The following is a 20,915-nucleotide window of genomic DNA, read 5'->3' on the forward strand; positions in this document are numbered from 1 at the left end:
ACCTCCGATGCCATAGGAGCGCGCTTCGCCGCCGTCCCCGGCCGTCATCCGGGCGGTTTCGCGCGTCGGAGGGGACGTGGGGGGTCGTTCGGGGGTCCTGGTGGGGGCCCGGTGGGGCGCCGTGGGGGGCGACCGGGTCCCCCGGTGGGGGACGGTGGGTCGACCGGGGCCGGAGGGCTGCACCTCCTCCCCCGCCGGTCCGCTCCGGCGGACGGAACAAATTTCTCGAAGTCCGGCAGGAAACCCGACCGCCTTTGGCGAATACTGTTCATAGCGGCGCCCTTGGCGGGAGCGCCCTCTCCTAAAGGCGGGAGCGAAGAGCCGGTCCCACGGCGGGGGCCGGCTCTTCGGCTTTTTCTGTTCGGGTGCGCCAGCTGGCGTCCTCGGGTCACCGTCGGACGCCACACCCCGGACTGTGTCGCCGAACCGGCCACCCGTCGTCGTTGGGCGACACACCCCCGGGCGGGCGCGACCCCTCGCCCACCACCGTGTCGCCGAACCGGCCACCCGTCGTGGTTGGGCGACACACCCCGGGTGCAGGAGGGACGGGTGGGGAACGGCGACGCCCCCTCCGCCGTGGTGGCGAAGGGGGCGGCGGGGTGGCTGGGGCTAGTAGCTGGGTGTCCCGTTGACCGTGCTGCGCTCGGCCCGGGAGTCCAGCAGGAGGGGGATCACGTTCTTGGACTGCTGGGCCATCGGGAACACGGCCTGGTCACCGTCGACGGTCCACTCGACCTCGTGCAGGCCCAGCACCCCGGTCAGCGTCCCGTGGACGCCCTCGTCCTGGGTCAACGCCGAGGCCGGGATGCGGTACTCCTTCGCGCCGGGGTCGTCGAACGTCCGGGGCTGCAGCGATGCCAGGTCGGTGCTGGGGTGGGCCTCGTCCTGCCCGTCGAACCAGACGGTCCCCTGGTCGGCGCCGTCCTCCGCCCGGCGGACGGGCGCGCCGGCCGTGATGGCCATGGACGCCTCGCCCTTCTCGGCGAGGTGGCGGATCGCGGCGTCCATCACGACGCGCTGGGACGCCACACGGCGGAACAGGTTGTTGGTGGCCTCCGACGGGTCGTGGGGACGAGCCGACACGGCCGACTCCACCAGGATGCCCATGGCGTTGCGCAGGCCGGTGGCGTTGCGAGCGATCCCGTCGTCCCAGTCGCCGGCCGTCTGGACACCGGTCGGGGCCCCGACGGGGGTCTGCAGCGGCCCGTAGTTCGGACCGACCTTGGCCAGCCCGTACTCGTCGGCGGTGTAGCCGGCGGCCTCGCAGTCGACCTTGACGTAGTCGAGGCAGAACTCCTTGGCGCCGGCCCGGACCTGCTCGTCGACATTGAGGTTGCGGGGCCACAGGTACAGCACGTCGTCGTCGTAGAGGACCGGCTGGCCGGGGCCGTACTCGTGGTGGTCCACGATCATGTACGGACGCCATTCGTTGCCGGCCGCCGCGTAGGCGCGGGCTTCGTTGGTCCGCAGGTTGAGGTGGTCGCGGTTGATGTCGGTGACCCCGTTCTCGCGGGCGTTGCGCTGCCGACCCCGGGGGTTGGCGGTGGGGGTGACGATGATGTTCACCTTCGACAGCAGCTCCAGCAGCGTCGCGTCCGTGGTGAAGGCGAGGTCGCGGATCAGCTCGATGCCGGCTTCACGGCCCGCAGGCTCGTTGCCGTGCTGGGAGCAGAGGATGTAGACCGTCGGCCGGGTGCCCGGCGTCGCGACGTCACCCGTCTCGTCGGTGCCGAAGGCGAACAGGTGCACCGGCAGGGTGCCCGTGCTGCCGTCGCGCCGCGTGCAGTCGTCGAGGTCGGTCTCGCCGATGACCTCCATCGTGAAGCGGTTCGGCGACCTGGTGCCGAGGATGGAGTCGAAGAAGTCCAGCTCCTCGGCGTGGGTGGTCCAGGAGGTCCTGCCCTTGGCCTCGAAGGGCGTCTTCGGGGCGGAGCCGTCCTGCGCGAACGCGGGGGCGCCGATCAGGGTGGGGAGGGAGAACGCGCCAGCGGCGGCCGCGGTGGACGCGGCGCGGCCGAGGAACATGCGTCGGGACAACGACATCGGTCGAGGACCTTTCGGAAAGCAAACGGAGGGCTTTCCGGCTGGGTTCGACGTCGGTGCCCCGAACTCCTCCCGAGCAGGAGGAGGGCTACGCGGTCAGCGCCTCGACGACGTGGTCGATGGCGGCGACGAGCTGCTCGACGTCGGCGGTGTCGACGGCGGGGAACAGCCCCAGGCGAAGCTGGTTGCGACCGAGCTTGCGGTAGGCGTCGGTGTCGAGGATGCCGTTGGCCCGCAGGACGCTGGAGACCTGCGAGGCGTCGATGGCGTCGTCGAGGTCGATGGTGCACACGACCGGCGAGCGGTCGGCCGGGTCGGTCACGAAGGGGGTCGCCCAGTCGCGCTCCTCGGCCCAGCCGTAGACGATGCCGGACTTCTCGCGGCAGTCCTTGGCGACGGCGGACAGGCCACCCTCGGCCAGCAGCCACTCCACGGAGTCGGCCAGGAGGAACAGCGAGGACACGGCCGGCGTGTTGTAGGTCTGGTCCTTCGCGGAGTTGTCCAGGACGATCGACAGGTCGAGGGACGGCGGCGTGGGCCGACCGGTCGCGCGGATGCCGCCGATGCGGGCCTGTGCCGCCGGCGACAGCAGGGCGACGCAGAGGCCACCCTCGGCGCCGAAGGCCTTCTGCGGGGAGAAGTAGTAGGCGTCGACCTCGGTGGGGTCGAACTCGATGGCGCCGGCGCCGGAGGTGGCGTCGACCAGGACCAGGCCGTTGCCGGCGGGTCGGGTCACCGGTGCCGTCACGCCGGTGGAGGTCTCGTTGTGGGTCAACGCGTAGACGTCGACGCCCTCGATGCGCTCCAACGTGGGGTGGGTGCCGACCTCGGACTCCACCGTGATCGGCGACTCCAGGTGCGGGGCGATCTCGGCGGACTTGGCGAACTTGGAGGAGAACTCGCCGAACACCGCGTGTGCGGAACGCCGCTCGATCAGGCCGTAGCAGGCGGCGTCCCAGAAGAACGTGGCGCCACCGTTGGTGATGGCGACCTCGTAGTCCTCGGGAAGGCCGAAGTACTCCTTCATCCCCGAGCGGATGCGCCCGACGATGTCCTTCACCGCAGGCTTGCGGTGGGAGGTGCCGAGGATGGTCGGGGCGGCCGCGGCGAGGCGGTCGACGGACTCCTGGCGCACCTTGGAGGGGCCGCAGCCGAAGCGGCCGTCGGCGGGAAGCAGGTCGGCGGGAATGGTGATGTCGCTCATCGCCGTCAGGGTAGACCACGGCCGCGGACCCACCCGACGCCCCAACAGTGACAACCGGGCAGTGGCTCACCGACCTGCCCGAGGGTCGGCGGGGCCACCGTCCGGCGACCCGTCAGGAGTCGGGGATCTCCGCGAACCCGTCGGCCAGCGGCTGGCCGCACAACGACGCCACCTGGTCGTGCACCGCGACGGTGGCCTGCCGGCGGGACCGGGGCGAGTCGTCGGGCAGGTGGACGGCCTCGCCGAAGTGCACCCCCACCACTCCCCTGCGCGGGCGGCGCATCGAGGGTCGCGACTGTCCGCGTGGCCAGACCGTCGCCATGCCGGTCATGCCGACCGGGACGATCGGGACCTCCGCGGCGGCGGCCATGCGGGCCATGCCCGAACGGAAGCGGTACAGCCGGCCGTCGGTGGAGCGGGTGCCCTCGGGGAAGATGCCGATCAACGCGCCCGCCCGCAGCAGCTCCACGGCGACGTCGAGGGCCCCGAGGTCGGCCGTGCCCCGCTTGACCGGGATCATGCCCATGGCGACGTTGTAGCGACCCCCGATCCCCTCGGTGAGGGATGCCTTGCCGAAGAAGCGCATCGGCCGGGGGCTGGCTGCGCCCATGGCGAAGTGGTCGAGGAAGGAACGGTGGTTGGCGGCCAGCAGGGCCCCGCCGGACGCCGGCACCTGGCCCGTTCCCGTCACCGTGGCCCGCAGCCACCACAGGACCGTCGGGCCCAGCACCGCATGGCTGACCCGCATGGGCGGGGTGGAGGGTCCGTCACCGACGACGGCCGTGCCCGGCGGGGGCGGCGTCGGGCCGTCGGCGTCGGCCGTGCTCACGCGAACAGGCCGCCGTCGACCTGCAGGACGGTCCCGTTGACGTAGGCGGCCTCGTCGCTGCAGAGGAACGCGATGGCGGCGGCGATCTCCTCGGCCTCGCCCAGGCGGCCGGCGGGGATCCGGTCCAGCATGTCGCTGGTGTCGACGTCGTCGGTCATGGCGGTGCTGATGAACCCGGGGGCGACGGCGTTGACGGTGATGTTGCGCTTGCCGACCTCGCGGGCCAGCGACTTGGTCAGCCCCACGAGGCCGGCCTTGGAGGCGGCGTAGTTGGCCTGGCCGGCGTTGCCGTGCAGGCCGACGACGCTGGTGACGTTGACGATGCGGCCGAAGCGGGCGCGGAGCATCCGGCGGAGCACGGCACGCGACAGCCGGAAGGACGCGGTCAGGTTGACGTCCAGCACCCTCGCGAACGCGTCGTCGTCCATGCCGAAGACCAGGCCGTCGGCGGTGATCCCGGCGTTGTTGACCAGGACGGCCACCCCGCCGACGTCCTCCGCGGCCTCGGCCAGGGGGTCGATGGACGTGGACAGGTCGGCCTGGACCGCGCGGGCGGTCACGCCGGCGTCCTCGCAGGCGGTCACGACGGCAGCCGCGCCATCGGCGTCGCCGCCGTAGCCGACCAGGACGTTGCGTCCCTGCCGGGCCAGTGCGACGGCGGTGGCGGCGCCGATGCCCTTGGAGGCGCCGGTGACCAGCGCCCAGGTGCGGTCGTCGGTTGGCTGGTCGGTCATCGGCCTACAGGTCCTCGGGAGTGGTGATGGCGATGCGGTCGATGCCGCGGTCGATGCGCTTGATCATGGCGGTCAGCACGGCCGTGGCGCCGAGCTCGACGACCTGCTCGATACCGGCGTCGCGCATGGTCAGCACGCTCTCGCGCCAGCGGACGGGGCTGGTGACCTGGTCACGCAGCAGGGTGGGCCACTCGGTCGCGGCGGTGTGGGGGGCGGCGTCGACGTTGGCGACGACGGGCACGGTGGCGTCGGCGAACGGGGCAGCGTCCAGCGCCTCGCCCAGCGGGCCGACCGCGGCGGCCATGTGCGGCGAGTGGTAGGCGGCGCCGACGGGGATGTCGCGCACCTTGCCCTTGCCCTCGGCCAGGATCGCCTTGACCTCCGCGAGCTGCTCGACGGTGCCGCTGACGGTGATCTGGCCGACGGCGTTGTCGTTGGCGACGTGGGCACCGGCCCGTTCGCAGGCGTCGGTCACCTCCTCCACCTCGAAGCCGAGCGCGGCGATCATCGTGCCCGGCATGTCGTCGGCCGCGTCCTGGGTGGCGCGGGCCCGGACGTCGACCAGGCGCAGCGCGCTGGCGAAGTCCAGGACGTCGGCGGCGACGAGCGCGTCGTACTCGCCCAACGAGTGCCCGGCGACGAACGCCGGGCCGGCGCCGGGGGTGGTGGCCCGCCAGGCCTCCAGCAGCACGACGTGGTGGACGAACAACGCGATCTGGCAGTTCCTCGGTTCGCGCAGCTCCTCAGCCGGGGCGTGCAGGCCCAGCCGGGACACGTCGAGCCCGAGCACGTCGTCGGCCTCGGCCCAGCGTGCGAAGGACGGGTGGTCCTGCCAGGCCTCGGCCATGCCGGGTTGCTGGCTGCCCTGTCCGGGGAACACCAGCGCCATCGTGCTCATGCGGATCGTGCCTTTCTGTCCAGTGCGTCGGAGACGGCCGCGACGAGCCTGCCATAGGTGGTGACGTCAGCGGAATCGGCCTCGTCGAAGCGGATGTCGAAGGTGTCCTCGATCGCGACCTGCAGCTCGATGACCGACAGCGAGTCCAGCTGGAGGCCGTCCTGCAGCTCGACGTCGTCGTGGAGCGCGCTGGCTGGCACGCCGAACAGGTCGTCGATGACCTGGGCGACACGGGTGTGGATGGGTGATGACATGGGGTGGTCCTCCGCTACCGCTGGGGGGCCGGGTCGTGCAGCGTCCGTCGACCCTCGAGGGCCTCGGCGCGCAGGGCGGCCTTGTCGATCTTGCCGGTGGCGTTGCGGGGCAGGGCGTCGACGGCGGTGACCCGCCGGGGGACGGCGTGTCGACCGATGCCGTCGTCGACCAGCGCACGCAGCGCCATCACGTCCAGTTCGGAGCCGGACCGCAGGACGACTGTCGCGAACACGGCTTCGTCGTGCAGGCCGTCGGGCACCCCGAAGACGGCGGCCTCGACGACATCGGGATTGCTGGCCAGCAGCTGCTCGACCTCCACGGAGAACACGTTGGCGCCGCCCCGCATGATCACGTCCTTGGCACGGTCGAGCAGCCGGACGGTGCCGTCCGGGCCGACGGTGCCGATGTCCCCCGTGCTAAGCCAGCCGTCCACGATGACCGACGCGGTGACATCGGCGTCGTCGGCGTATCCGGGGGTGACGTTGGCGCCGCGGACCAGCAGCTCGCCGGGATCGGAGTCGGTGCGGATCTCGACCCCGGGGAGCGGACGACCGACCGTCCCGGGCATCGGTGGCGCCGAGGGGTCGTAGCGCAGCGCCGTGGCCGGCCCATGGGTCTCCGACAGCCCCCAGACGTCCCACAGCCGGAGGTCGGGGAACCGGCGGGCAAGCGTCGATGCGGTCTCCGGCGGCATGGGCGCGCCGCCGTAGATCAGGGTGCGCCACGTCGGGATCGCCGTCTCGCCGGCACGCGCGAGCATCCCCAGCCAGGCCGGGACGGCGTCGACGTAGGTGATGTTGGCCCTGGCCATGGTGCGGGCGGCACGGTGGGGCGTGGTCTCGGCGGGGATGACGTTGACCCCACCGACCAGCGGCATGGTGGTGGTCTGCGCCGACAACGGGCCGATGTAGTGCAGCGGCAGGCACACGAACGACCGGTCGGTGCCGTCCAGCCCGAGGAGGTGCACGTAGCCCATCGCCGCGTGGATCAGCCCCCCGGTGGTGACCCTGCTCATCTTCGGGACCCCCGTCGTGCCCGAGGTGGCGATCAGGGCGAGGGTCTGGTCGGGATCGGCCTCCTCGAAGGCGTCGGGGTCCGCAGGACCGTCCACGGACCACCCGCGGTCTGCCTCGACCACCGTGGTGTCGGTCCCGAACGCTGCGGTCCGCGCGGCCTCGATGTGGTGCTCGTCGGCGACGACGACCGTGGGGCGAGCCCGGTCCAGCTGGTCGCGCCACGCCGACGGCGAGAGGCTCGTGTTGAGCGGCAGGACGGTCACCCCTGCCCGGCTGGCGACGAACGGCAGGAGGAACAACGGCAGGTCGTGCCCCATCGCAACGGCGATCGTGGCGCCCTCGTCGACGATGGACCGCACCGCCGTTGCCGCGCTGTCGACCGCGCCGTGCAGCTCGGCGTAGGTGAGGGTCCCAGCCGGCGCCACGACCGCCTGACGGCGTCCGAACCGTCGTGCCGCACGCCTGAGGATCGCGTCGTGGCTGGCCGGCCGGCCGACGAAGGCCTGGACCGTCGTGCCCAGGTGGGCGACCGGCTCGAGGGCTGGCGATGGCATCTAGCGGTCCCTGTCGTGGGGGTCGTGACCCGCCCTGGTGACGACCAGCACGGCGTTGTGGCCGCCGAACCCGAAGGAGGACGACATCGCTGCCCGCAGGCGGCCCTCCCGAGGATGCCCGAGGACGAGGTCGACCATACAGGCGGGATCCTGGCGGAGGGTGTTGAGGGTGGCCGGGACGATGCCGTGGCGGAGCGCCTGCACGGTCGCCACCGCCTCGATGGCCCCAGCGGCGCCCATGAGGTGGCCGAAGGAGGACTTGGGCGCCGTGACCACCGGACGGTGCTCGCCGAACACGGTCGCCATGGCGGTGGCCTCCGCCAGGTCACCGACCGGGGTGGAGGTGGCGTGGGCGTTGACGTGGTCGATGTCCCCGGGCTCGAGGCCGGCGTCGGCCAGCGCGATCCGCATGGCCCGGACGGCGCCCTCGCCGTCGGGGGCGGGGCTGCTGGGGTCCAAGGCGTCGTTGGAGGCGCCGTAGCCCGCCAGCCATGCGAGCGGCGTCACCCCCCGTGCCGCCGCGTGCTCGGCGGTCTCCAGCACCAGGATCGCCGCCCCCTCCCCCGCGACGAAGCCGTCACGGTCGACGTCGAAGGGACGGCTGGCGGTCGTGGGGTCGTCGTTGCGACGCGACATGGCCCCGGCGGCATCGAACCCGGCCATCGTCAGGGAGTTGACGGCCGCCTCCGCCCCGCCGACGACGGCCACGTCGGCGCGGCCGGCCCGCAGCAGGTCCAGGCCCGACCCGATGGCGTCAGCGGCCGACGCACACGCGGAGACGACGGCGCTGGCCGGCCCGCGGAGCCCGTGGCGCATGGCGACCTGCCCGGCGGCCATGTTGAGGGGCATGGCGATGGACAGGTAGGGCCGGACCCGTCCGGGTCCCCCGTCGATCAGCCGCTGGTGCTGGCTGGTGAGCTCGTCCATCCCGCCCGCTCCGGAGGCGATCACGACGGCCACACGGTCGGCGTCGATCCCCTCGACCGGCAGTCGTACCGCGCCCGCGTCCGGGGCGAGCAGTCCCGCGTCGGCCAGCGCCTCCTCCGCTGCCACGAGGGCGTAGCGGGCGAACGGATCGGTCTGGCGCAGCAGTCGCCTCGGCAACCTGTCGGACAGGTCTCCGGGGACCTCGCAGGCGAAGCGAACGCGATGGGCGCTGGCGTCGTAGCGGGTGATCGGTGCCGCGCAGGAGCGGCCGACGAGCAGCCCGTCCCACAGCGCGGCCACGCCGACGCCGTGCGGGCTGACGGCGCCGAGACCGGTGATCGCGACCTTGGCTGGGCTCATGGTGCAGGCGTGGGTGGGGGACGGATCGGTTCCTCCTGCCATACTGGCGGGTCGCAGATGGTAACCACCGAGCACGCAACGCCCGCGCCGGTCGATAGTGCCGCTCCCCCGGCGATCGAGGTGACGGGCCTGGTGAAGGCCTACGACGACCGGCGTGTCGTCGATCAGGTCGACCTCGCCGTGCCCGTGGGTCAGGTGGTGGCGCTGCTGGGCCCGAACGGGGCCGGCAAGACCACGACCGTGGAGTGCATCGAGGGCTTCCGCCGTCCCGACGCCGGGACCGTGAGGGTGCTGGGGCTCGACCCCGTCCGTGACCGCAACGCGCTGACGCCCAGGCTCGGGGTGATGCTGCAGGAGGGTGGGGTCTGGCAGGCCGCCACCCCACGCGAGGTGCTCAAGCTGTTCGCCCGCCTGCACCCGGACCGCTGGAACCCCGACGACCTGATCGAGCGCCTCGCGCTGGGCACGGTGGCGGGCTCGAAGTACCGGAACCTGTCCGGCGGCGAGAAGCAGCGGCTGAACCTCGCGCTGGCGCTGGTCGGCCGGCCCGAGGTGCTGATCCTCGACGAGCCGACGACCGGCATGGATCCCGAGGTCCGCCAGCAGACCTGGGAGCTGATCCGCGGGCTGCGCAACGAGGGCACGTCGGTGCTGCTCACCACCCACTTCATGCAGGAGGCCGAGGTGCTGGCCGACCAGGTCGCCATCATGGCGCGCGGCCGGATGCTGGCCGAGGACTCACCCGCCGGGCTGATCGCCACGCACGCCCCACCCGGCATCGTCGTCACCTCGCCGGACAGGATCGACGCCGAGTCGCTGTCGGATTCGCTGGACGGCGCGCTGGTACTGGCCGACACCGCCGACCGTTGGCTGGTCGACGCCGGGGACCGGGACCCGCAGTCGCTGCTGGTCGGGATCACGACCTGGTTCGCCGACAACGGCCGCCACCTGACCTCGATCGCCACCGGCGGCGAGGGGCTGGAGGCGGCGTACCTGGAGCTGACGCGCCAGGCCTTCGGCGAGCCGGCCACGTTGCCCGACGGCGCAGGCGGCGGCATGCCGCTGGAGGCCCGCCGATGATGGGCGCGGTCAGCCGGCTGTCGGCCCAGACGGTCATGGAGCTGAAGCTGATGCTCCGCAACGCCGAGAACCTCATCGTCACGTTCGGCATCCCGACGGGGATGCTCATCTTCTTCTCCATCATCCGCGTGCTGCCCACGCCGGACGACACCGAGCCGGTCGCCTTCCTGGCCCCCGGCATCCTGGCGCTGAGCGTCATCGGTGCGGCCATGGTGTCGTTGGGCATCCAGACCGGGTTCGAGCGGTTCTACCTGGTCCTCAAGCGGCTGGGGGCCACCCCGCTGCGCCGCTGGGAGCTGATCGCCAGCAAGGCGCTGGCGGTGCTGCTGACCGAGATCGCCCAGGTGGTCGTCGTGGTCGGCGTGGCGCTGGCGCTGGGCTGGCGACCCGAGGTGGACCAGCTGGCCCTCGCCGTCCCGGCGTTGCTGCTGGGCACGTCGGCGTTCGTCGGCATCGGCCTGTCGATGGCCGGCCGCCTGCGAGCCGTAGCGACCCTGGCGGCGACCAACGCGCTGTTCCTCGTCCTGCTGGTCTCCTCGGGGATCATCTTCCCCCTCGACCGGCTGCCCGAGGTCATGCAGTTCGGCGCCCGCCTGCTGCCGGCCGCCCCGCTGACCGACTGGCTGCGAGCCGCGTTCGACGGCGCCGACATCCCCGTCGCCTCGCTGATCGCCCTCCCCGCCTGGGCCGTCGGCGCCCCGATCCTGGCCTCCCGCATCTTCCGCTGGGAGTAGCGGGACCGACGCCCCCGCCCCTGTCCTCCCCCGGTGTGGGGCGCTCGGGTTCGGTCCGCTCCCCCGGGGTCCGGGTGCGATCCGCTCCCACGGGGCCCGGGTGCGATCCCTTCCCCCGGAGTCCGGGAGCGATCCCCTCCCACGGGGTCCGGGTGCGATCCGCTCCCACGGGGCCCGGGTTCGACCCCTTCCCCCGGGGGCGGTCGATCGCACACACCCCGGCGTCTCGTGTGCGATCGGCCGCGCGTCAGGGCGTGCATCTCGCACGAGCGACTGGGGCGGGTGCGATGGGCCCCGCGATGGGGCGTGCACTGCACACGCCGCCCGTCGAGACGGCCACGTCGCCGCCACCCGTCCTCGTGGCACCGAGGCGTTCCCGACCCCCGCGGCCTGGGTGTCCTCCCCTCCCCTGGGGTCAGCTGATCGCACACACCCCGGCGACTCGTGTGCGATCGGCCGCGCGTCAGGGCGTGCACCTCGCACGAGCGGCTGGGGCGCGTGCGATCAACCGCGCGGATGGGCGTGCATCGCACACGCCAGCGTCGGGGGCAACTCCCCCCAGTGGCCTAGACGAAGACGTCGGCGGCGAGGGCGAAGAACAGCAGGCCGAGGTAGGCGATGGAGAAGCGGAAGACCGCCATCGCGGGGCCGTGGACCTCGTCGTCCGCCTCGGCGCGCAGGCCGACGCGGTGCAACCGGAGGGTCAGCTGCGCGAAACGGATGCCCAGCAGCATCGCGATGACCATGTACAGCGGTCCGGCACCGGCCACGAGGCCGAGCGCCAGGGAGAAGCCGACCATGATGAACGTGTAGCCCACGATCTGACGGGTCGTCTCCAGGGTCCCGGCGACGACGGGCAGCATCGGGAACGACGCGGCGGCGTAGTCCTCCTTGTAGCGCAGCGCGAGCGCCCAGAAGTGCGGGGGCGTCCACAGGAACACGATGGCGAACATCAACCACGGCACCAGCGACAGGTCGTTGGTGACCGCCGACCAGCCGGCCAGCACGGGCACGCAGCCCGCGGCGCCGCCGATGACGATGTTCTGGACCGTCCGGGGCTTCAGGTAGGCGGTGTACACCAGCACGTAGAAGACGTTGGCGGCCAGCACCAGCAGCGCGGTCAGCAGGTTCGCCCACGCCCAGAGCATCCCGAAGGAGATGACCTGCAGGAGGGCGGAGAAGACGATGGCGGCGCGCGGTTCGATGCGGTGGTTGGGCATCGGGCGGCGGCGCGTGCGGGCCATCAGCTTGTCGGCCTCGCGCTCGATGATGGAGTTGAACGCGTTGGCGCTGCACGCCCCGAGCGTCCCGCCGACCAGCGTGACGAACACCAGCCCGGCCGAGGGCAGCCCGTCGGCCGCGACGATCATGGCCGGCAGGGTCGTGACCAGCAGCAGCTCGACGATCCTCGGCTTGGTCAGCGCGACGTAGGCGCGGACGACGTCGCCGACGCTGGTGCCGGTGACCTCGGTGGTGGTGGAGGAGCTCACGCGGGAACCTCGACGAGGGTGTCGGTGGTGACGTCGACGGCGGACTGCTCGTCGGCGCGGCACAGGCTGATCAGGACCATCACCATCGCGGCGAGGATCCACGAGGCCACGGCCAGGTGTGGGATGACGGACAGGAACGACAGCGACGACCACAGGTTGGCGACGCCGAGCAGGACCTGCAGGCCGGTCAGGGAGGCGGCGACCCGCGCCCAGGCCTGGGCCGCACCACCGATCCCCGCACGACGCATGCGACCGGCCGTCGCCATCGCCAAGCCGGCGACCACGAAGCCCAGGTACCGGTGGACGACGTTGACGGCCTCCGGCTCCATGGTGATCGGTCCGATGGAGAACAGCCCGAGCGCGGGGTCGTTGACGAAGGCCAGCCCGCCCATCACGCCGGTGAGGTGGCCGCCGACGAGGATCTGCAGCCACAGCACCCCGGTCACGACGGCGGCGAAGCGCCACATGCGCACGAGGCGCTCGGATCGGGACGGTCGGCGCAGGGGCTCCTGGGATCGCGCCGCGACGTGGACCAGCAGGGCCATGGTGGCGGTCCCGAGGCCGAGGTGGGTGGTGACCAGCTCGACCTTCACGAGGTTCCACACGACCAGGGCACCGAGGAGGGCCTGGACGTTGACGGCCACGGCGGCACCGACGACGGGCCACAGCAGCCCCGGGGTCCGGCGATGGCGGGCCAGCACCCACACCAGCAACGCGGCGACCATCAGGCCGAGGACGCCGGCGACCAGGCGGTGGCTGTGCTCCAGCCACACGTTGATCCCCGACACCGAGCGACCGAGGCCGTCCACGGCGCTCACGTCGACGGGCGGCAGGAAGTCCCCGCCGCTGAAGCATCCGGGCCACGTCGGACAGGCAAGGCCGGAGTCGGTGGCACGGGTCGCACCGCCGATGGCGATCACCACGAGGGAGGTGATCGCGGCAACGACGGCGAGGCGGCGGAAGCCGGAAGAAGGCATGGCAGGCGTGTCAGGCACGATGAGGAAGCGTCCCCGGGTCGGGATGGCGGCCGGCGGAGGGGGCACGCGGGCCACGGGGGACGTCGGAGTTTACGCCCTCCGGGCGTGTCGGCCCCAACCCGAACACGGTGGGTCGGACAACAAACCCGCGCGCGCACGCCCGGACGGGTGTCGCCCGAGGTGTCGGTCGCCCACCCGACCGGATAGCCTGCCCCATGTGACCGACAACGACTCCCTTGCCGTCAGCGCCATCCGTGCCCTGTCCATCGACGCCGTCGAGCGGGCCAACTCCGGGCATCCCGGTGCCCCGATGGGCCTTGCGCCGCTGACCCACACGCTCTTCACGAAGCACCTGGTGCACAACCCCAGCAACCCGAACTGGATCGACCGCGACCGGTTCGTGCTGTCCTGTGGCCACGCGTCCATGCTGCTGTACTCCACGTTGCACCTCACGGGCTACGACGTGTCGATGGAGGACATCAAGAACTTCCGGCAGCTGGAGTCGCGCACACCGGGTCACCCCGAGTCCTTCGCCACCCCCGGCGTGGAGACCACCACGGGGCCGCTGGGCCAGGGTGTCGCCAACGGTGTCGGGTTCGCGCTTGCCGAGAAGATGCTGGCCGCCCGGTTCAACACCGAGGACACCACGATCGTCGACCACCGCACCTGGGTGCTGGCCTCCGACGGTGACCTCATGGAGGGCGTGGCCGCCGAGGCGTGCTCGCTGGCCGGCCACCTCGGCCTGGACAAGCTGATCGTCTTCTGGGACGACAACGAGATCACCCTCGACGGCCCGGCCTCCTGGTCGTTCTCCACCGAGGACGTCGTCAAGCGCTTCGAGGCCTACGGCTGGCGCACCCTGGAGGTCGCCGACGGCAACGACCTCGGTGCGCTGGACAAGGCGATGGAGGAGGCCAAGCAGTCCGACGGCCGCCCGACCCTCGTCCGCGTTCGCACCACCATCGGCTACGGCGCCCCCACCAAGGCCGGCACCGCCAAGGCCCACGGCTCGCCGCTCGGCGCGGAGGAGGCCTCGGCCGCCAAGGCGGCCTACGGCTGGACCCACGAGCCCTTCGAGGTGCCCGACGAGGTCTACCAGGCCGCCAGCCAGGTCGAGCGCGGCAAGGTCGCCGAGGAGGCGTGGAACACCCTCTACGCCAGCTACGAGGAGGCCCACCCCGACCTCGCGGAGGAGCTTGAGCGGGCGTTCGCCGGCGAGCTCGCCGAGGACTGGGACGCCGCCCTGCCCGAGTTCGACGACGGCCACAGCGAGGCCACCCGGTCCACGAGCGGCGCGGTCATCCAGCGCCTCGCGGCCACGGTGCCCGAGCTGATCGGCGGCTCGGCGGACCTCGCCGGCTCCAACAAGACGATGATCGAGAGCTCCGGCGCGGTCACCCGTGACCTGTTCGCCGCGCGCAACATCAACTACGGCGTGCGCGAGCACGCGATGGCCGGCATGGCCAACGGCATGGTGCTGCACGGTGGCGTCCGGCCGTTCATCGGCACGTTCCTGACCTTCAGCGACTACATGCGCGGCTCGATGCGCCTCTCGGCCCTCTCCGGCCTCGGCGTGATCTACGTGTTCACCCACGACTCGATCGGCCTGGGCGAGGACGGCCCGACCCACCAGCCCATCGAGCACATCGCGTCGCTGCGCACCATCCCGAACCTGCGGGTCATCCGCCCGGCCGACGCCCGCGAGACCGTGGGTGCCTGGCTCGAGGCCGTGCAGCGCACCGACGGACCGACGGCGCTGGCCCTGTCCCGGCAGGACCTGCCGGTGCTCACCGGGTCCTCCGCCGACCAGGTCAGCATGGGTGCCTACGCCCTCAACGACGTCGCAGACCCCGACATCGTGCTCGTCGGTACCGGCAGCGAGGTCCAGCTGTGCGTCGCGGCCGCGGAGAAGCTGGCCGAGGAGGACGACCTGGCCGTCCGGGTCGTGTCCATGCCCTGCATGGAGCTGCTGGCCGACGGCGACCCCGACTACGCCGACGAGCTGCTCGGTGGCGGCGACGCCCCCGTGCTGTCGGTCGAGGCCGGCGTCAGCTTCGGCTGGGAGCGCTGGGCCGACGACCACGTCGCCATGGACGACTTCGGTGCATCGGCCCCGGCCGAGGTGCTGTTCGAGGAGTTCGGTTTCACCCCCGCTGCGGTCGCCGACGCCGCCCGGGACCTGCTCGAGGAATGGGAGGACGACGAATGAGCGACAAGAACCCGCTTCAGAAGATCCACGACGCCGGCCAGGCGATCTGGCTGGACTCGATCAAGCGGTCCTACCTGGGCGAAGGCGCCTACCTGGACACGCTGATCAGCGCCGGTGAGATCCATGGCCTGACGTCCAACCCGGCGATCTTCGCCAAGGCCGTCGCCGAGGACGACACCTACGACGCGCAGGTCGACCCGATGGTCGAGCAGGGCGCGGACGCCCGCGAGATCCTGTGGGCCGTCATGAAGGACGACATCGTGGCCGCCTGCGACCAGTTCGCAGCCGTGTACGAGTCCTCCGACGGTGCCGACGGCTACGTCTCCATCGAGGTCGACCCGGCCCACGCGTTCGACACCGAGCGCACCGTGTCGGAGGCCCTGTCGCTGTGGCAGGAGATCGACCGTCCCAACCTGATGGTCAAGGTGCCGGGCACCGAGCCGGGCCTGGCCGCCATCACCCGCCTCATCGGCGAGGGCCTGAACGTCAACGTCACGCTGCTGTTCAGCGTCGACCGCCACCGTGCGGTCATGGACGCCTACATGGCGGGCCTGGAACGTCGTCGCGACGCCGGCGGCAAGCTGGACCACATCGCCAGCGTGGCGTCGTTCTTCGTCTCCCGCGTGGACGCGAAGGTCGACGGCCTGCTGCCCGAGGGGCACGAGCTCCGCGGCAAGGTTGCGATCGCCAACGCCCGCGCGGCGTACGGCGCGTTCCTGGAGGTCACGGCATCCGAGCGCTGGCAGTCACTGGCTGCCGACGGCGCCAAGCCGCAGCGGCCGCTGTGGGCGTCGACGTCCACCAAGGACCCGTCGTTGCCCGACACCCTGTACGTCGACGAGCTCGTCGGCCCGCAGACCGTCAACACCGTGCCCGAAGCGACCATGGACGCCACGCGCGACCACGGCGCCGAGCCCACCGACAACCTGAACGGTCGGGTCGAGGAGGCGCTGGCGCTGCTGGCACGCCTGCCCGAGCTGGGCGTTGACCTCGGCCAGGTCACCAAGGAGCTGGAGACCGAGGGTGTGGAGAAGTTCGTCGACAGCTTCGAGGAGGCCGTCGCGACCGTCGCCGGCGCCGCCGACTAGGCGACCACGGCCACACGGAGCACCGTCATCGAGGCGGGTCGGGCACCAGCTCGGCCCGCCTCGTGCGTTGCCGAGGCGGTGGCGGCAGGACGGCGGTCGCAGGATCCGGCGCGGGCCAGGCCGGTCGGGCTGGGGGCGCGTCCGGCTGCGGCGCCGCGTCTCCGGACCTGCGCCGGCCCACGAGCAGGCCGAGCACGGCGAGGATCGCCAGCAGGCCGAGCCCACCGCCGACGCGGGCCGCGGTCGGGAGCCCGCTGGAGGGGGTCGTCGACTCGGCGGCCACCGCCTCGGCGACCTCGCCCGCCGAGGGGAAGGTCAGTCGTGCCGTTGCCATGCGTTCCACGAGGCCCGACCGTAGCGTCATGTCGGCCCGCCACGGCCCGTCCGGAAGCGCGGCCCCGAGTCGTGCGGTGACGGTCCCCTCCTCCCCCGGTGGCAGGGTCGTGCCGAGCGCCACGTCGAAGGGCCCTGCGGTGGTCCCCCCGGGTCCGTCGGCGAGCTGCAGCTCCCCCGACAGGTCGATCGCGCGACCGCCGGTGTTGCGGACCAGCGTGTCCAGTCCGGGCCGACCGTCGTCGTCACGGGCCGGAAGGATGGAGACGATCTCGAAGTCGATGGGTGGGGCGCCGCCCGGGCCCACGGAGAGGTAGACACGCAGCCCGACACGGGTGGCGACCTGGACCCCATCGACGTCGCCGCCGGGCAGGCGTTCGGCGAAGACGACCGCGTAGTGCTCGCCGCGTGTCGCATCGGCCGGGACGTCGATCCGCATCGCCACCTCGGCACGTTCGCCGGGCTGGAGGGTCAACGCGGACGGCTCGACGGTGATCCACGTCGCCAGCTCGTTCCGGCGCCTGCCGGCGTCGGCGACGAAGGCATCGTCGCGGATGTCGGCGGCGACAGGGTAGAGCTCGACGTCGAACGGGGTCGGCTCGCCGTTGCTGACCTCGAACCGACGCTCGATCGTCGTGGCGGGCGGCAGGTGGTCGATGACGTACACCTGGGCTCGCGGGTCGTCGACGAGGTCGGCGGGCGCTTCGAGCAGTCGCACGCCGATGCCCGGCGGGGGCAGGTCCTGCGCCGAGGAGGAACCTCCCGGCAGGAACGACGTCAGCAGCACCACGAGGACCAGCAGGGCCCCGTGCAGGGACCGTGCGGTCACCGACGCCGCGCGGGCGGGGGTGCTGGGGTTGGGGTGCGGCACGGGCCCGTTCTACCTGTCGTGTCCACGAGGGCCGAGCAGGAGCGGCGGCGCCAGCGGATCGGCGCTCAGTTGATCGAGGTCGTCAGGGTGCCGGTGTAGTCGCCGGGGCTCTTGCCCGTGATCGGCACGGTGATGGTGCCGTTGATGGTGTAGCTGCTGGCCCCGAGCCCCAGGCCCAGGCCGATGGCGACGATGGCGTTGCCGCTCAGGGCACCGCCGGCCCGGAGGATGCCGGGCGCGGCGCTGCCGCCGCCCGTGGTGGCCGAGGTCGACAACCAGATCATCCCGGCGTTGCTGATGGTGTTGGCACCGCTGGTCAGGTCCGAGGACGTCGCGGTGGCGGTGAAGACCCCCGGCAGGGCGCGGCCGTCGGTGATGACGATGCCGTTGACGGGGATCGTGGCGGTCACCCCGGACGTCGAGGTCACGTCGGTCGTCGCGCTCGCCGCAGCGGGTGCGTCGATGGACAGGGTGCCGGAGTTGGTCAGGGAGAGCGTCAGGGCAGTGGTGTCGGCGCCGACCGGCAGGACCGTACCGGCACCCACGAGCGCGGCAGCCGCGACGAACGCGACGGCGGGGCGACGGATGGCAGCACCTGGCGAGAACGTCCTCATCAGGATCTGATCGGCCGGTACGGGCCGGTCCTGAGCCGTCTCGGCGAAGGATCTCGGTTCGTGTTCGGGCCAGTGACGCCGAAGCGCCGCGGCCATCAGCCGCGATCGTCCCCGGAGGTGGGCGGCATGGAGCGGGGCGGCGTGGCGGAGGGTGACATCGGCGGCGGCGGTGCCGACGCTGCGGACCGGGCGCGACCCGGTGGTGGGGGTGGCGGCGACTCGAGGGGCGGGGCCGCGGCGGACGGTGCCCCCGGGGGCGGCGGTGGCGGCGTCCGACCGGGGCGCCCGGGGGCCTCCCAGCCAGCGGGTGCCGAATCGCTCCCGGCGGCCCGGCCGGGCCGATCCGTCGAGGGTCCGGGCGTCGGTTCGCGTCCGGACCGACGGCGCCCCAGCCACACGGCGAGCGCAACGAGCAGCAGGAGCAACAGGCCCAGCCCGACGGCCACGACGGGTACCCGTGGGCTGTCGTCGTCCTCGGGGTCGACCACGACCGCGTCCTGTGGGGCACCTTCGGCCCCGGCCTCGTCGGGGAAGTCCAGCCGGGCGGTCGCCTCGCGGACCAGCGTGCCCGAGGTCAACGTCAGGCGGACTTCCCATGGTCCGCTGGGGATGGCGTCGTCGAGCTCCACGTCGAGGTCCACCGTCGTCGACGGGGCCAGCGTCGTGCCGGGCGTCACCTGGTAGGGGCCGGCGGTCAGGCCAGCGGGCCCCTGGTCGAGGCGCAGCTCGCCGCTGAAGTCCAGCGCCCGCCCGCCGGTGTTGGTGACCTCGGCACGGACGACGCGCACGCCGTCGTCCCGGGTCGCGCCCGTCAGGGAGTCGATGCGGAAGTCGGTGGCCGGCTCCCCGCCGGGGCCGACCGACAGGTAGACCCGGATGCCGACGCGGGCGGCGACGCCGAGCTCGCCTTCCGCCACGTCGGTGGGTGGGCCGCGCTCGGCGAGCACGACGCCGTAGCGTTCGCCTTCCACGGCGTCGGGGGGGACGTCGATCCGCAGCGTGGCCGTGGCGGTGCCACGCGGGGCGACCCGTACGGTCGGCGGGTCGACGGTGATCCAGGAGGACAGCTCGTTGCCCTCGCGTCCGGCACCGGGGACGAAGGCGTCGCCGACGATCTCGGCGGCCACCGGGTACAGCTCGAGGAGCGATTCGGTGTCGTAGCCGTTGGTGACCTCGAAGTCGCGCTCGATGGTGGTGCCGGGTGCGACGTGGTCGATCACGTAGGACAGGGCCCGGGGGTCATCGACTCGGTCGGCCGGTGCCTCCAGCAGGCGGATGCCGAGGCCGTCCCTGACGTCCTGGGCAGACGCACCGGTGACGGCCAGGAGGGCGAGCAGCAGGACACCCAGCAGGCGGGGCAGCAGCATCGATCGGGTCCGCATCGGGGCTGACCATAACTGGCGCAGCCGGCCCCGGGGATGGAACCGGGGCCGGCTGCGGGCCGTCGACATGTGTGCGGCGTGTCGCTCGCTGGGCGGTGGGGCTAGGAGATCGTGGTGGTCAGGGTGCCGGTGTACTCACCGGCACGGGCGGTGACCGGGACGGGGACGGTGATCGCGCCGTCGACCGTGAAGGCGCCGGGGCTGAGGAGCGGAGCCCCCACGGCGATGACCGAGGAGACACCGAGCGACCCGCCCGCAGGCAGGCTGATGGCCGCCTGCTCATCGTGCGGGGTGATGGAGTCGGTGCCCCAGAGCAGGCTCGCGGCCAGGATCGTCTCACCGGTCTCGTCCCCACCGCCGGTGGTCAGGTCCGTTGCGCTTGCGGTTGCGGTCCAGCCGAGCAACGACCCCCGCTCGTCGGCGATGGCGACCGATGGGACGTCGACGGTCACGACGCTGTTGACCGCACCGCTCCCGGTGACGGTGTCGGGTGCGTCGATCGTCAGGTTGCCCCCGGCGATGGTGACGGTGATGGTGGTTTCGTCAGCGCCGCTCGGACCGGCCACGAAGGCCAGCATGGAGGCAGCAGCGACGGTGGCGGCGATCAGGGGGCGGCGACGGATCATGGGGGGGTTCCTCGGGTGACGTACGTGTGGTGACACCCTCTGCATCGCCGCGTTACGTAGAGGAGTTGATGGTCCATCGGAGTCATTAATCGCCCGCAGAGGAACTAGTCAGCCCATCGGATGATCTCGTCCAGGTCGTCTCGCGGCCGGTTCTGCGACCCCGGCCGGCCGTCCTCGACGGGATGTCCCAGCGTCACGAGGCCGATCGGGTCCCAAGCCCGGGGGACCCCCGCTGCGCCCCGCAGCACCTGGCTGTCGACGGCGAGGAACCCGGCGCCGAGCCCCTCCTCGACGGCCGCGAGGAGCAGCATGCCGAAGGCGGCCCCACCATCGACCCACGGGAACGGCACCGACCAGCCCTGGGGGCCGACCGATGCGGACTTGTCGGGTTCGGCGTAGCGACGGTCGTAGGCCCCGGTGTCCACGCAGGGGATCACGTGCACGGGTGCCACCGACAGCCACGGCTGGAGGCCACGCGCCACGTGCTCGGGTTCGCCGCACGCGTCGGCGATCCGCTGTCGGGGTTCCTGGTCAACGGCGACGACGAACCGCTGGGGCTGGCTGAAGCCAGCGCTCGGTCCCCGGCGTGCGGTGTCGAGGACCCGGCGCAGCACGACCGGGTCGACCGGGTCCGGTCGGTAGCGCCGCACCATCCGGCGGCGACGCACGACCTCGGTGAACTCCATGGCAT

At 72.4% G+C, this 20,915-nt stretch carries 19 protein-coding genes; 4 read left to right on the forward strand and 15 right to left on the reverse strand.

Going from position 1 to position 20,915, the window contains the following annotated elements; translation table 11 throughout:
- Nucleotides 1-609 precede the first annotated feature (609 nt).
- The 8 genes from CUC05_RS21430 to CUC05_RS21465 form a co-directional block, all read right to left on the reverse strand.
- Nucleotides 610-2,043, reverse strand: coding sequence for a M14 family zinc carboxypeptidase (locus CUC05_RS21430; protein WP_108668186.1), 1,434 nt, complete (start codon nucleotides 2,041-2,043; stop codon nucleotides 610-612).
- A gap of 88 nt (nucleotides 2,044-2,131) precedes the next feature.
- Nucleotides 2,132-3,247, reverse strand: a complete 1,116-nt coding sequence (serC, locus tag CUC05_RS21435) for a phosphoserine transaminase (protein ID WP_108668187.1) — start codon at nucleotides 3,245-3,247, stop codon at nucleotides 2,132-2,134.
- A 112-nt stretch (nucleotides 3,248-3,359) separates the two neighbouring features.
- Nucleotides 3,360-4,076: a lysophospholipid acyltransferase family protein gene (locus CUC05_RS21440; RefSeq protein WP_108668188.1), complete on the reverse strand. Its 717-nt coding sequence runs from the start codon at nucleotides 4,074-4,076 to the stop codon at nucleotides 3,360-3,362.
- Entirely contained in the window at nucleotides 4,073-4,810 is a 738-nt protein-coding gene (gene fabG, locus CUC05_RS21445; protein WP_108668189.1) for a 3-oxoacyl-ACP reductase FabG, read from the reverse strand. The genes CUC05_RS21440 and fabG overlap by 4 nt, the downstream gene beginning before the upstream one ends.
- 4 nt (nucleotides 4,811-4,814) lie before the next feature.
- A complete protein-coding gene (locus CUC05_RS21450; RefSeq protein ID WP_108668190.1) occupies nucleotides 4,815-5,708 on the reverse strand; it encodes an ACP S-malonyltransferase in 894 nt (297 codons plus the stop codon).
- The gene (locus CUC05_RS21455; RefSeq protein ID WP_108668191.1) at nucleotides 5,705-5,962 is read right to left on the reverse strand and encodes an acyl carrier protein; all 258 of its coding nucleotides are present in this window, start codon (nucleotides 5,960-5,962) and stop codon (nucleotides 5,705-5,707) included. Before CUC05_RS21455 ends, CUC05_RS21450 begins: the two co-directional genes overlap by 4 nt.
- A gap of 14 nt (nucleotides 5,963-5,976) precedes the next feature.
- Nucleotides 5,977-7,533 (reverse strand): class I adenylate-forming enzyme family protein, encoded by a 1,557-nt coding sequence (locus CUC05_RS21460; RefSeq protein WP_108668192.1) that lies wholly within the window; start codon nucleotides 7,531-7,533, stop codon nucleotides 5,977-5,979.
- Nucleotides 7,534-8,820, reverse strand: coding sequence for a beta-ketoacyl-[acyl-carrier-protein] synthase family protein (locus tag CUC05_RS21465; protein ID WP_108668193.1), 1,287 nt, complete (start codon nucleotides 8,818-8,820; stop codon nucleotides 7,534-7,536).
- Nucleotides 8,821-8,877: 57 nt separating this feature from the next.
- Here CUC05_RS21465 and CUC05_RS21470 point away from each other — a divergent pair, with 57 nt between their 5' ends.
- Both CUC05_RS21470 and CUC05_RS21475 read left to right on the forward strand, forming a co-directional pair.
- On the forward strand, nucleotides 8,878-9,900 hold the full coding sequence (locus CUC05_RS21470) for an ABC transporter ATP-binding protein (protein ID WP_108668194.1): 1,023 nt from the start codon (nucleotides 8,878-8,880) through the stop codon (nucleotides 9,898-9,900).
- Entirely contained in the window at nucleotides 9,897-10,634 is a 738-nt protein-coding gene (locus tag CUC05_RS21475) for an ABC transporter permease (protein WP_108668195.1), read from the forward strand. The genes CUC05_RS21470 and CUC05_RS21475 overlap by 4 nt, the downstream gene beginning before the upstream one ends.
- Before the next feature lie 566 nt (nucleotides 10,635-11,200).
- On the opposite strand, the gene CUC05_RS21480 is transcribed toward CUC05_RS21475, so the two are convergent.
- Together CUC05_RS21480 and CUC05_RS21485 are read right to left on the reverse strand one after the other, a co-directional pair.
- Entirely contained in the window at nucleotides 11,201-12,124 is a 924-nt protein-coding gene (locus tag CUC05_RS21480; RefSeq protein WP_108668196.1) for a heme o synthase, read from the reverse strand.
- Complete coding sequence (locus CUC05_RS21485; protein ID WP_157965865.1) at nucleotides 12,121-13,119, reverse strand: COX15/CtaA family protein; 999 nt, start codon at nucleotides 13,117-13,119, stop codon at nucleotides 12,121-12,123. The genes CUC05_RS21480 and CUC05_RS21485 overlap by 4 nt, the downstream gene beginning before the upstream one ends.
- Nucleotides 13,120-13,318: 199 nt before the next feature.
- Here CUC05_RS21485 and tkt point away from each other — a divergent pair, with 199 nt between their 5' ends.
- Both tkt and tal read left to right on the forward strand, forming a co-directional pair.
- On the forward strand, nucleotides 13,319-15,310 hold the full coding sequence (gene tkt, locus CUC05_RS21490; RefSeq protein WP_240606306.1) for a transketolase: 1,992 nt from the start codon (nucleotides 13,319-13,321) through the stop codon (nucleotides 15,308-15,310).
- Complete coding sequence (tal, locus tag CUC05_RS21495; RefSeq protein WP_108668199.1) at nucleotides 15,307-16,398, forward strand: transaldolase; 1,092 nt, start codon at nucleotides 15,307-15,309, stop codon at nucleotides 16,396-16,398. The genes tkt and tal overlap by 4 nt, the downstream gene beginning before the upstream one ends.
- Before the next feature lie 25 nt (nucleotides 16,399-16,423).
- Here the strand turns inward: tal and CUC05_RS21500 are convergent, their stop codons facing one another.
- The 5 genes from CUC05_RS21500 to CUC05_RS21520 form a co-directional block, all read right to left on the reverse strand.
- Complete coding sequence (locus CUC05_RS21500) at nucleotides 16,424-17,602, reverse strand: hypothetical protein (protein ID WP_108668200.1); 1,179 nt, start codon at nucleotides 17,600-17,602, stop codon at nucleotides 16,424-16,426.
- A 65-nt stretch (nucleotides 17,603-17,667) separates the two neighbouring features.
- Nucleotides 17,668-18,216 carry a hypothetical protein gene (locus tag CUC05_RS21505; RefSeq protein ID WP_157965866.1) on the reverse strand — a complete coding sequence of 183 codons (549 nt, stop codon included), beginning with the start codon at nucleotides 18,214-18,216 and terminating at the stop codon, nucleotides 17,668-17,670.
- Between the two features lie 95 nt (nucleotides 18,217-18,311).
- Nucleotides 18,312-19,598 carry a hypothetical protein gene (locus CUC05_RS21510; protein WP_108668202.1) on the reverse strand — a complete coding sequence of 429 codons (1,287 nt, stop codon included), beginning with the start codon at nucleotides 19,596-19,598 and terminating at the stop codon, nucleotides 18,312-18,314.
- Between the two features lie 101 nt (nucleotides 19,599-19,699).
- Complete coding sequence (locus tag CUC05_RS21515; protein ID WP_108668203.1) at nucleotides 19,700-20,224, reverse strand: hypothetical protein; 525 nt, start codon at nucleotides 20,222-20,224, stop codon at nucleotides 19,700-19,702.
- A 104-nt stretch (nucleotides 20,225-20,328) separates the two neighbouring features.
- Nucleotides 20,329-20,910, reverse strand: a complete 582-nt coding sequence (locus tag CUC05_RS21520; protein WP_108668204.1) for a nitroreductase family protein — start codon at nucleotides 20,908-20,910, stop codon at nucleotides 20,329-20,331.
- Nucleotides 20,911-20,915 lie beyond the last annotated feature (5 nt).

This window comes from Euzebya rosea (genome assembly GCF_003073135.1).
GTDB classification, from domain to species: domain Bacteria; phylum Actinomycetota; class Nitriliruptoria; order Euzebyales; family Euzebyaceae; genus Euzebya; species Euzebya rosea.

What these genes read in the sequence shown, in the direction of transcription:
- CUC05_RS21455 (WP_108668191.1), bottom strand. Translation starts at nt 5,962, where the DNA reads ATGTCATCACCCATCCACACCCGTGTCGCCCAGGTCATCGACGACCTG.
- tal (WP_108668199.1), top strand. Translation starts at nt 15,307, where the DNA reads ATGAGCGACAAGAACCCGCTTCAGAAGATCCACGACGCCGGCCAGGCG.
- serC (WP_108668187.1), bottom strand. Translation starts at nt 3,247, where the DNA reads ATGAGCGACATCACCATTCCCGCCGACCTGCTTCCCGCCGACGGCCGC.
- CUC05_RS21505 (WP_157965866.1), bottom strand. Translation starts at nt 18,216, where the DNA reads ATGAGGACGTTCTCGCCAGGTGCTGCCATCCGTCGCCCCGCCGTCGCG.
- CUC05_RS21460 (WP_108668192.1), bottom strand. Translation starts at nt 7,533, where the DNA reads ATGCCATCGCCAGCCCTCGAGCCGGTCGCCCACCTGGGCACGACGGTC.
- fabG (WP_108668189.1), bottom strand. Translation starts at nt 4,810, where the DNA reads ATGACCGACCAGCCAACCGACGACCGCACCTGGGCGCTGGTCACCGGC.
- CUC05_RS21465 (WP_108668193.1), bottom strand. Translation starts at nt 8,820, where the DNA reads ATGAGCCCAGCCAAGGTCGCGATCACCGGTCTCGGCGCCGTCAGCCCG.
- CUC05_RS21470 (WP_108668194.1), top strand. Translation starts at nt 8,878, where the DNA reads ATGGTAACCACCGAGCACGCAACGCCCGCGCCGGTCGATAGTGCCGCT.
- CUC05_RS21430 (WP_108668186.1), bottom strand. Translation starts at nt 2,043, where the DNA reads ATGTCGTTGTCCCGACGCATGTTCCTCGGCCGCGCCGCGTCCACCGCG.
- CUC05_RS21475 (WP_108668195.1), top strand. Translation starts at nt 9,897, where the DNA reads ATGATGGGCGCGGTCAGCCGGCTGTCGGCCCAGACGGTCATGGAGCTG.
- CUC05_RS21515 (WP_108668203.1), bottom strand. Translation starts at nt 20,224, where the DNA reads ATGATCCGTCGCCGCCCCCTGATCGCCGCCACCGTCGCTGCTGCCTCC.
- CUC05_RS21450 (WP_108668190.1), bottom strand. Translation starts at nt 5,708, where the DNA reads ATGAGCACGATGGCGCTGGTGTTCCCCGGACAGGGCAGCCAGCAACCC.
- CUC05_RS21520 (WP_108668204.1), bottom strand. Translation starts at nt 20,910, where the DNA reads ATGGAGTTCACCGAGGTCGTGCGTCGCCGCCGGATGGTGCGGCGCTAC.
- CUC05_RS21510 (WP_108668202.1), bottom strand. Translation starts at nt 19,598, where the DNA reads ATGCGGACCCGATCGATGCTGCTGCCCCGCCTGCTGGGTGTCCTGCTG.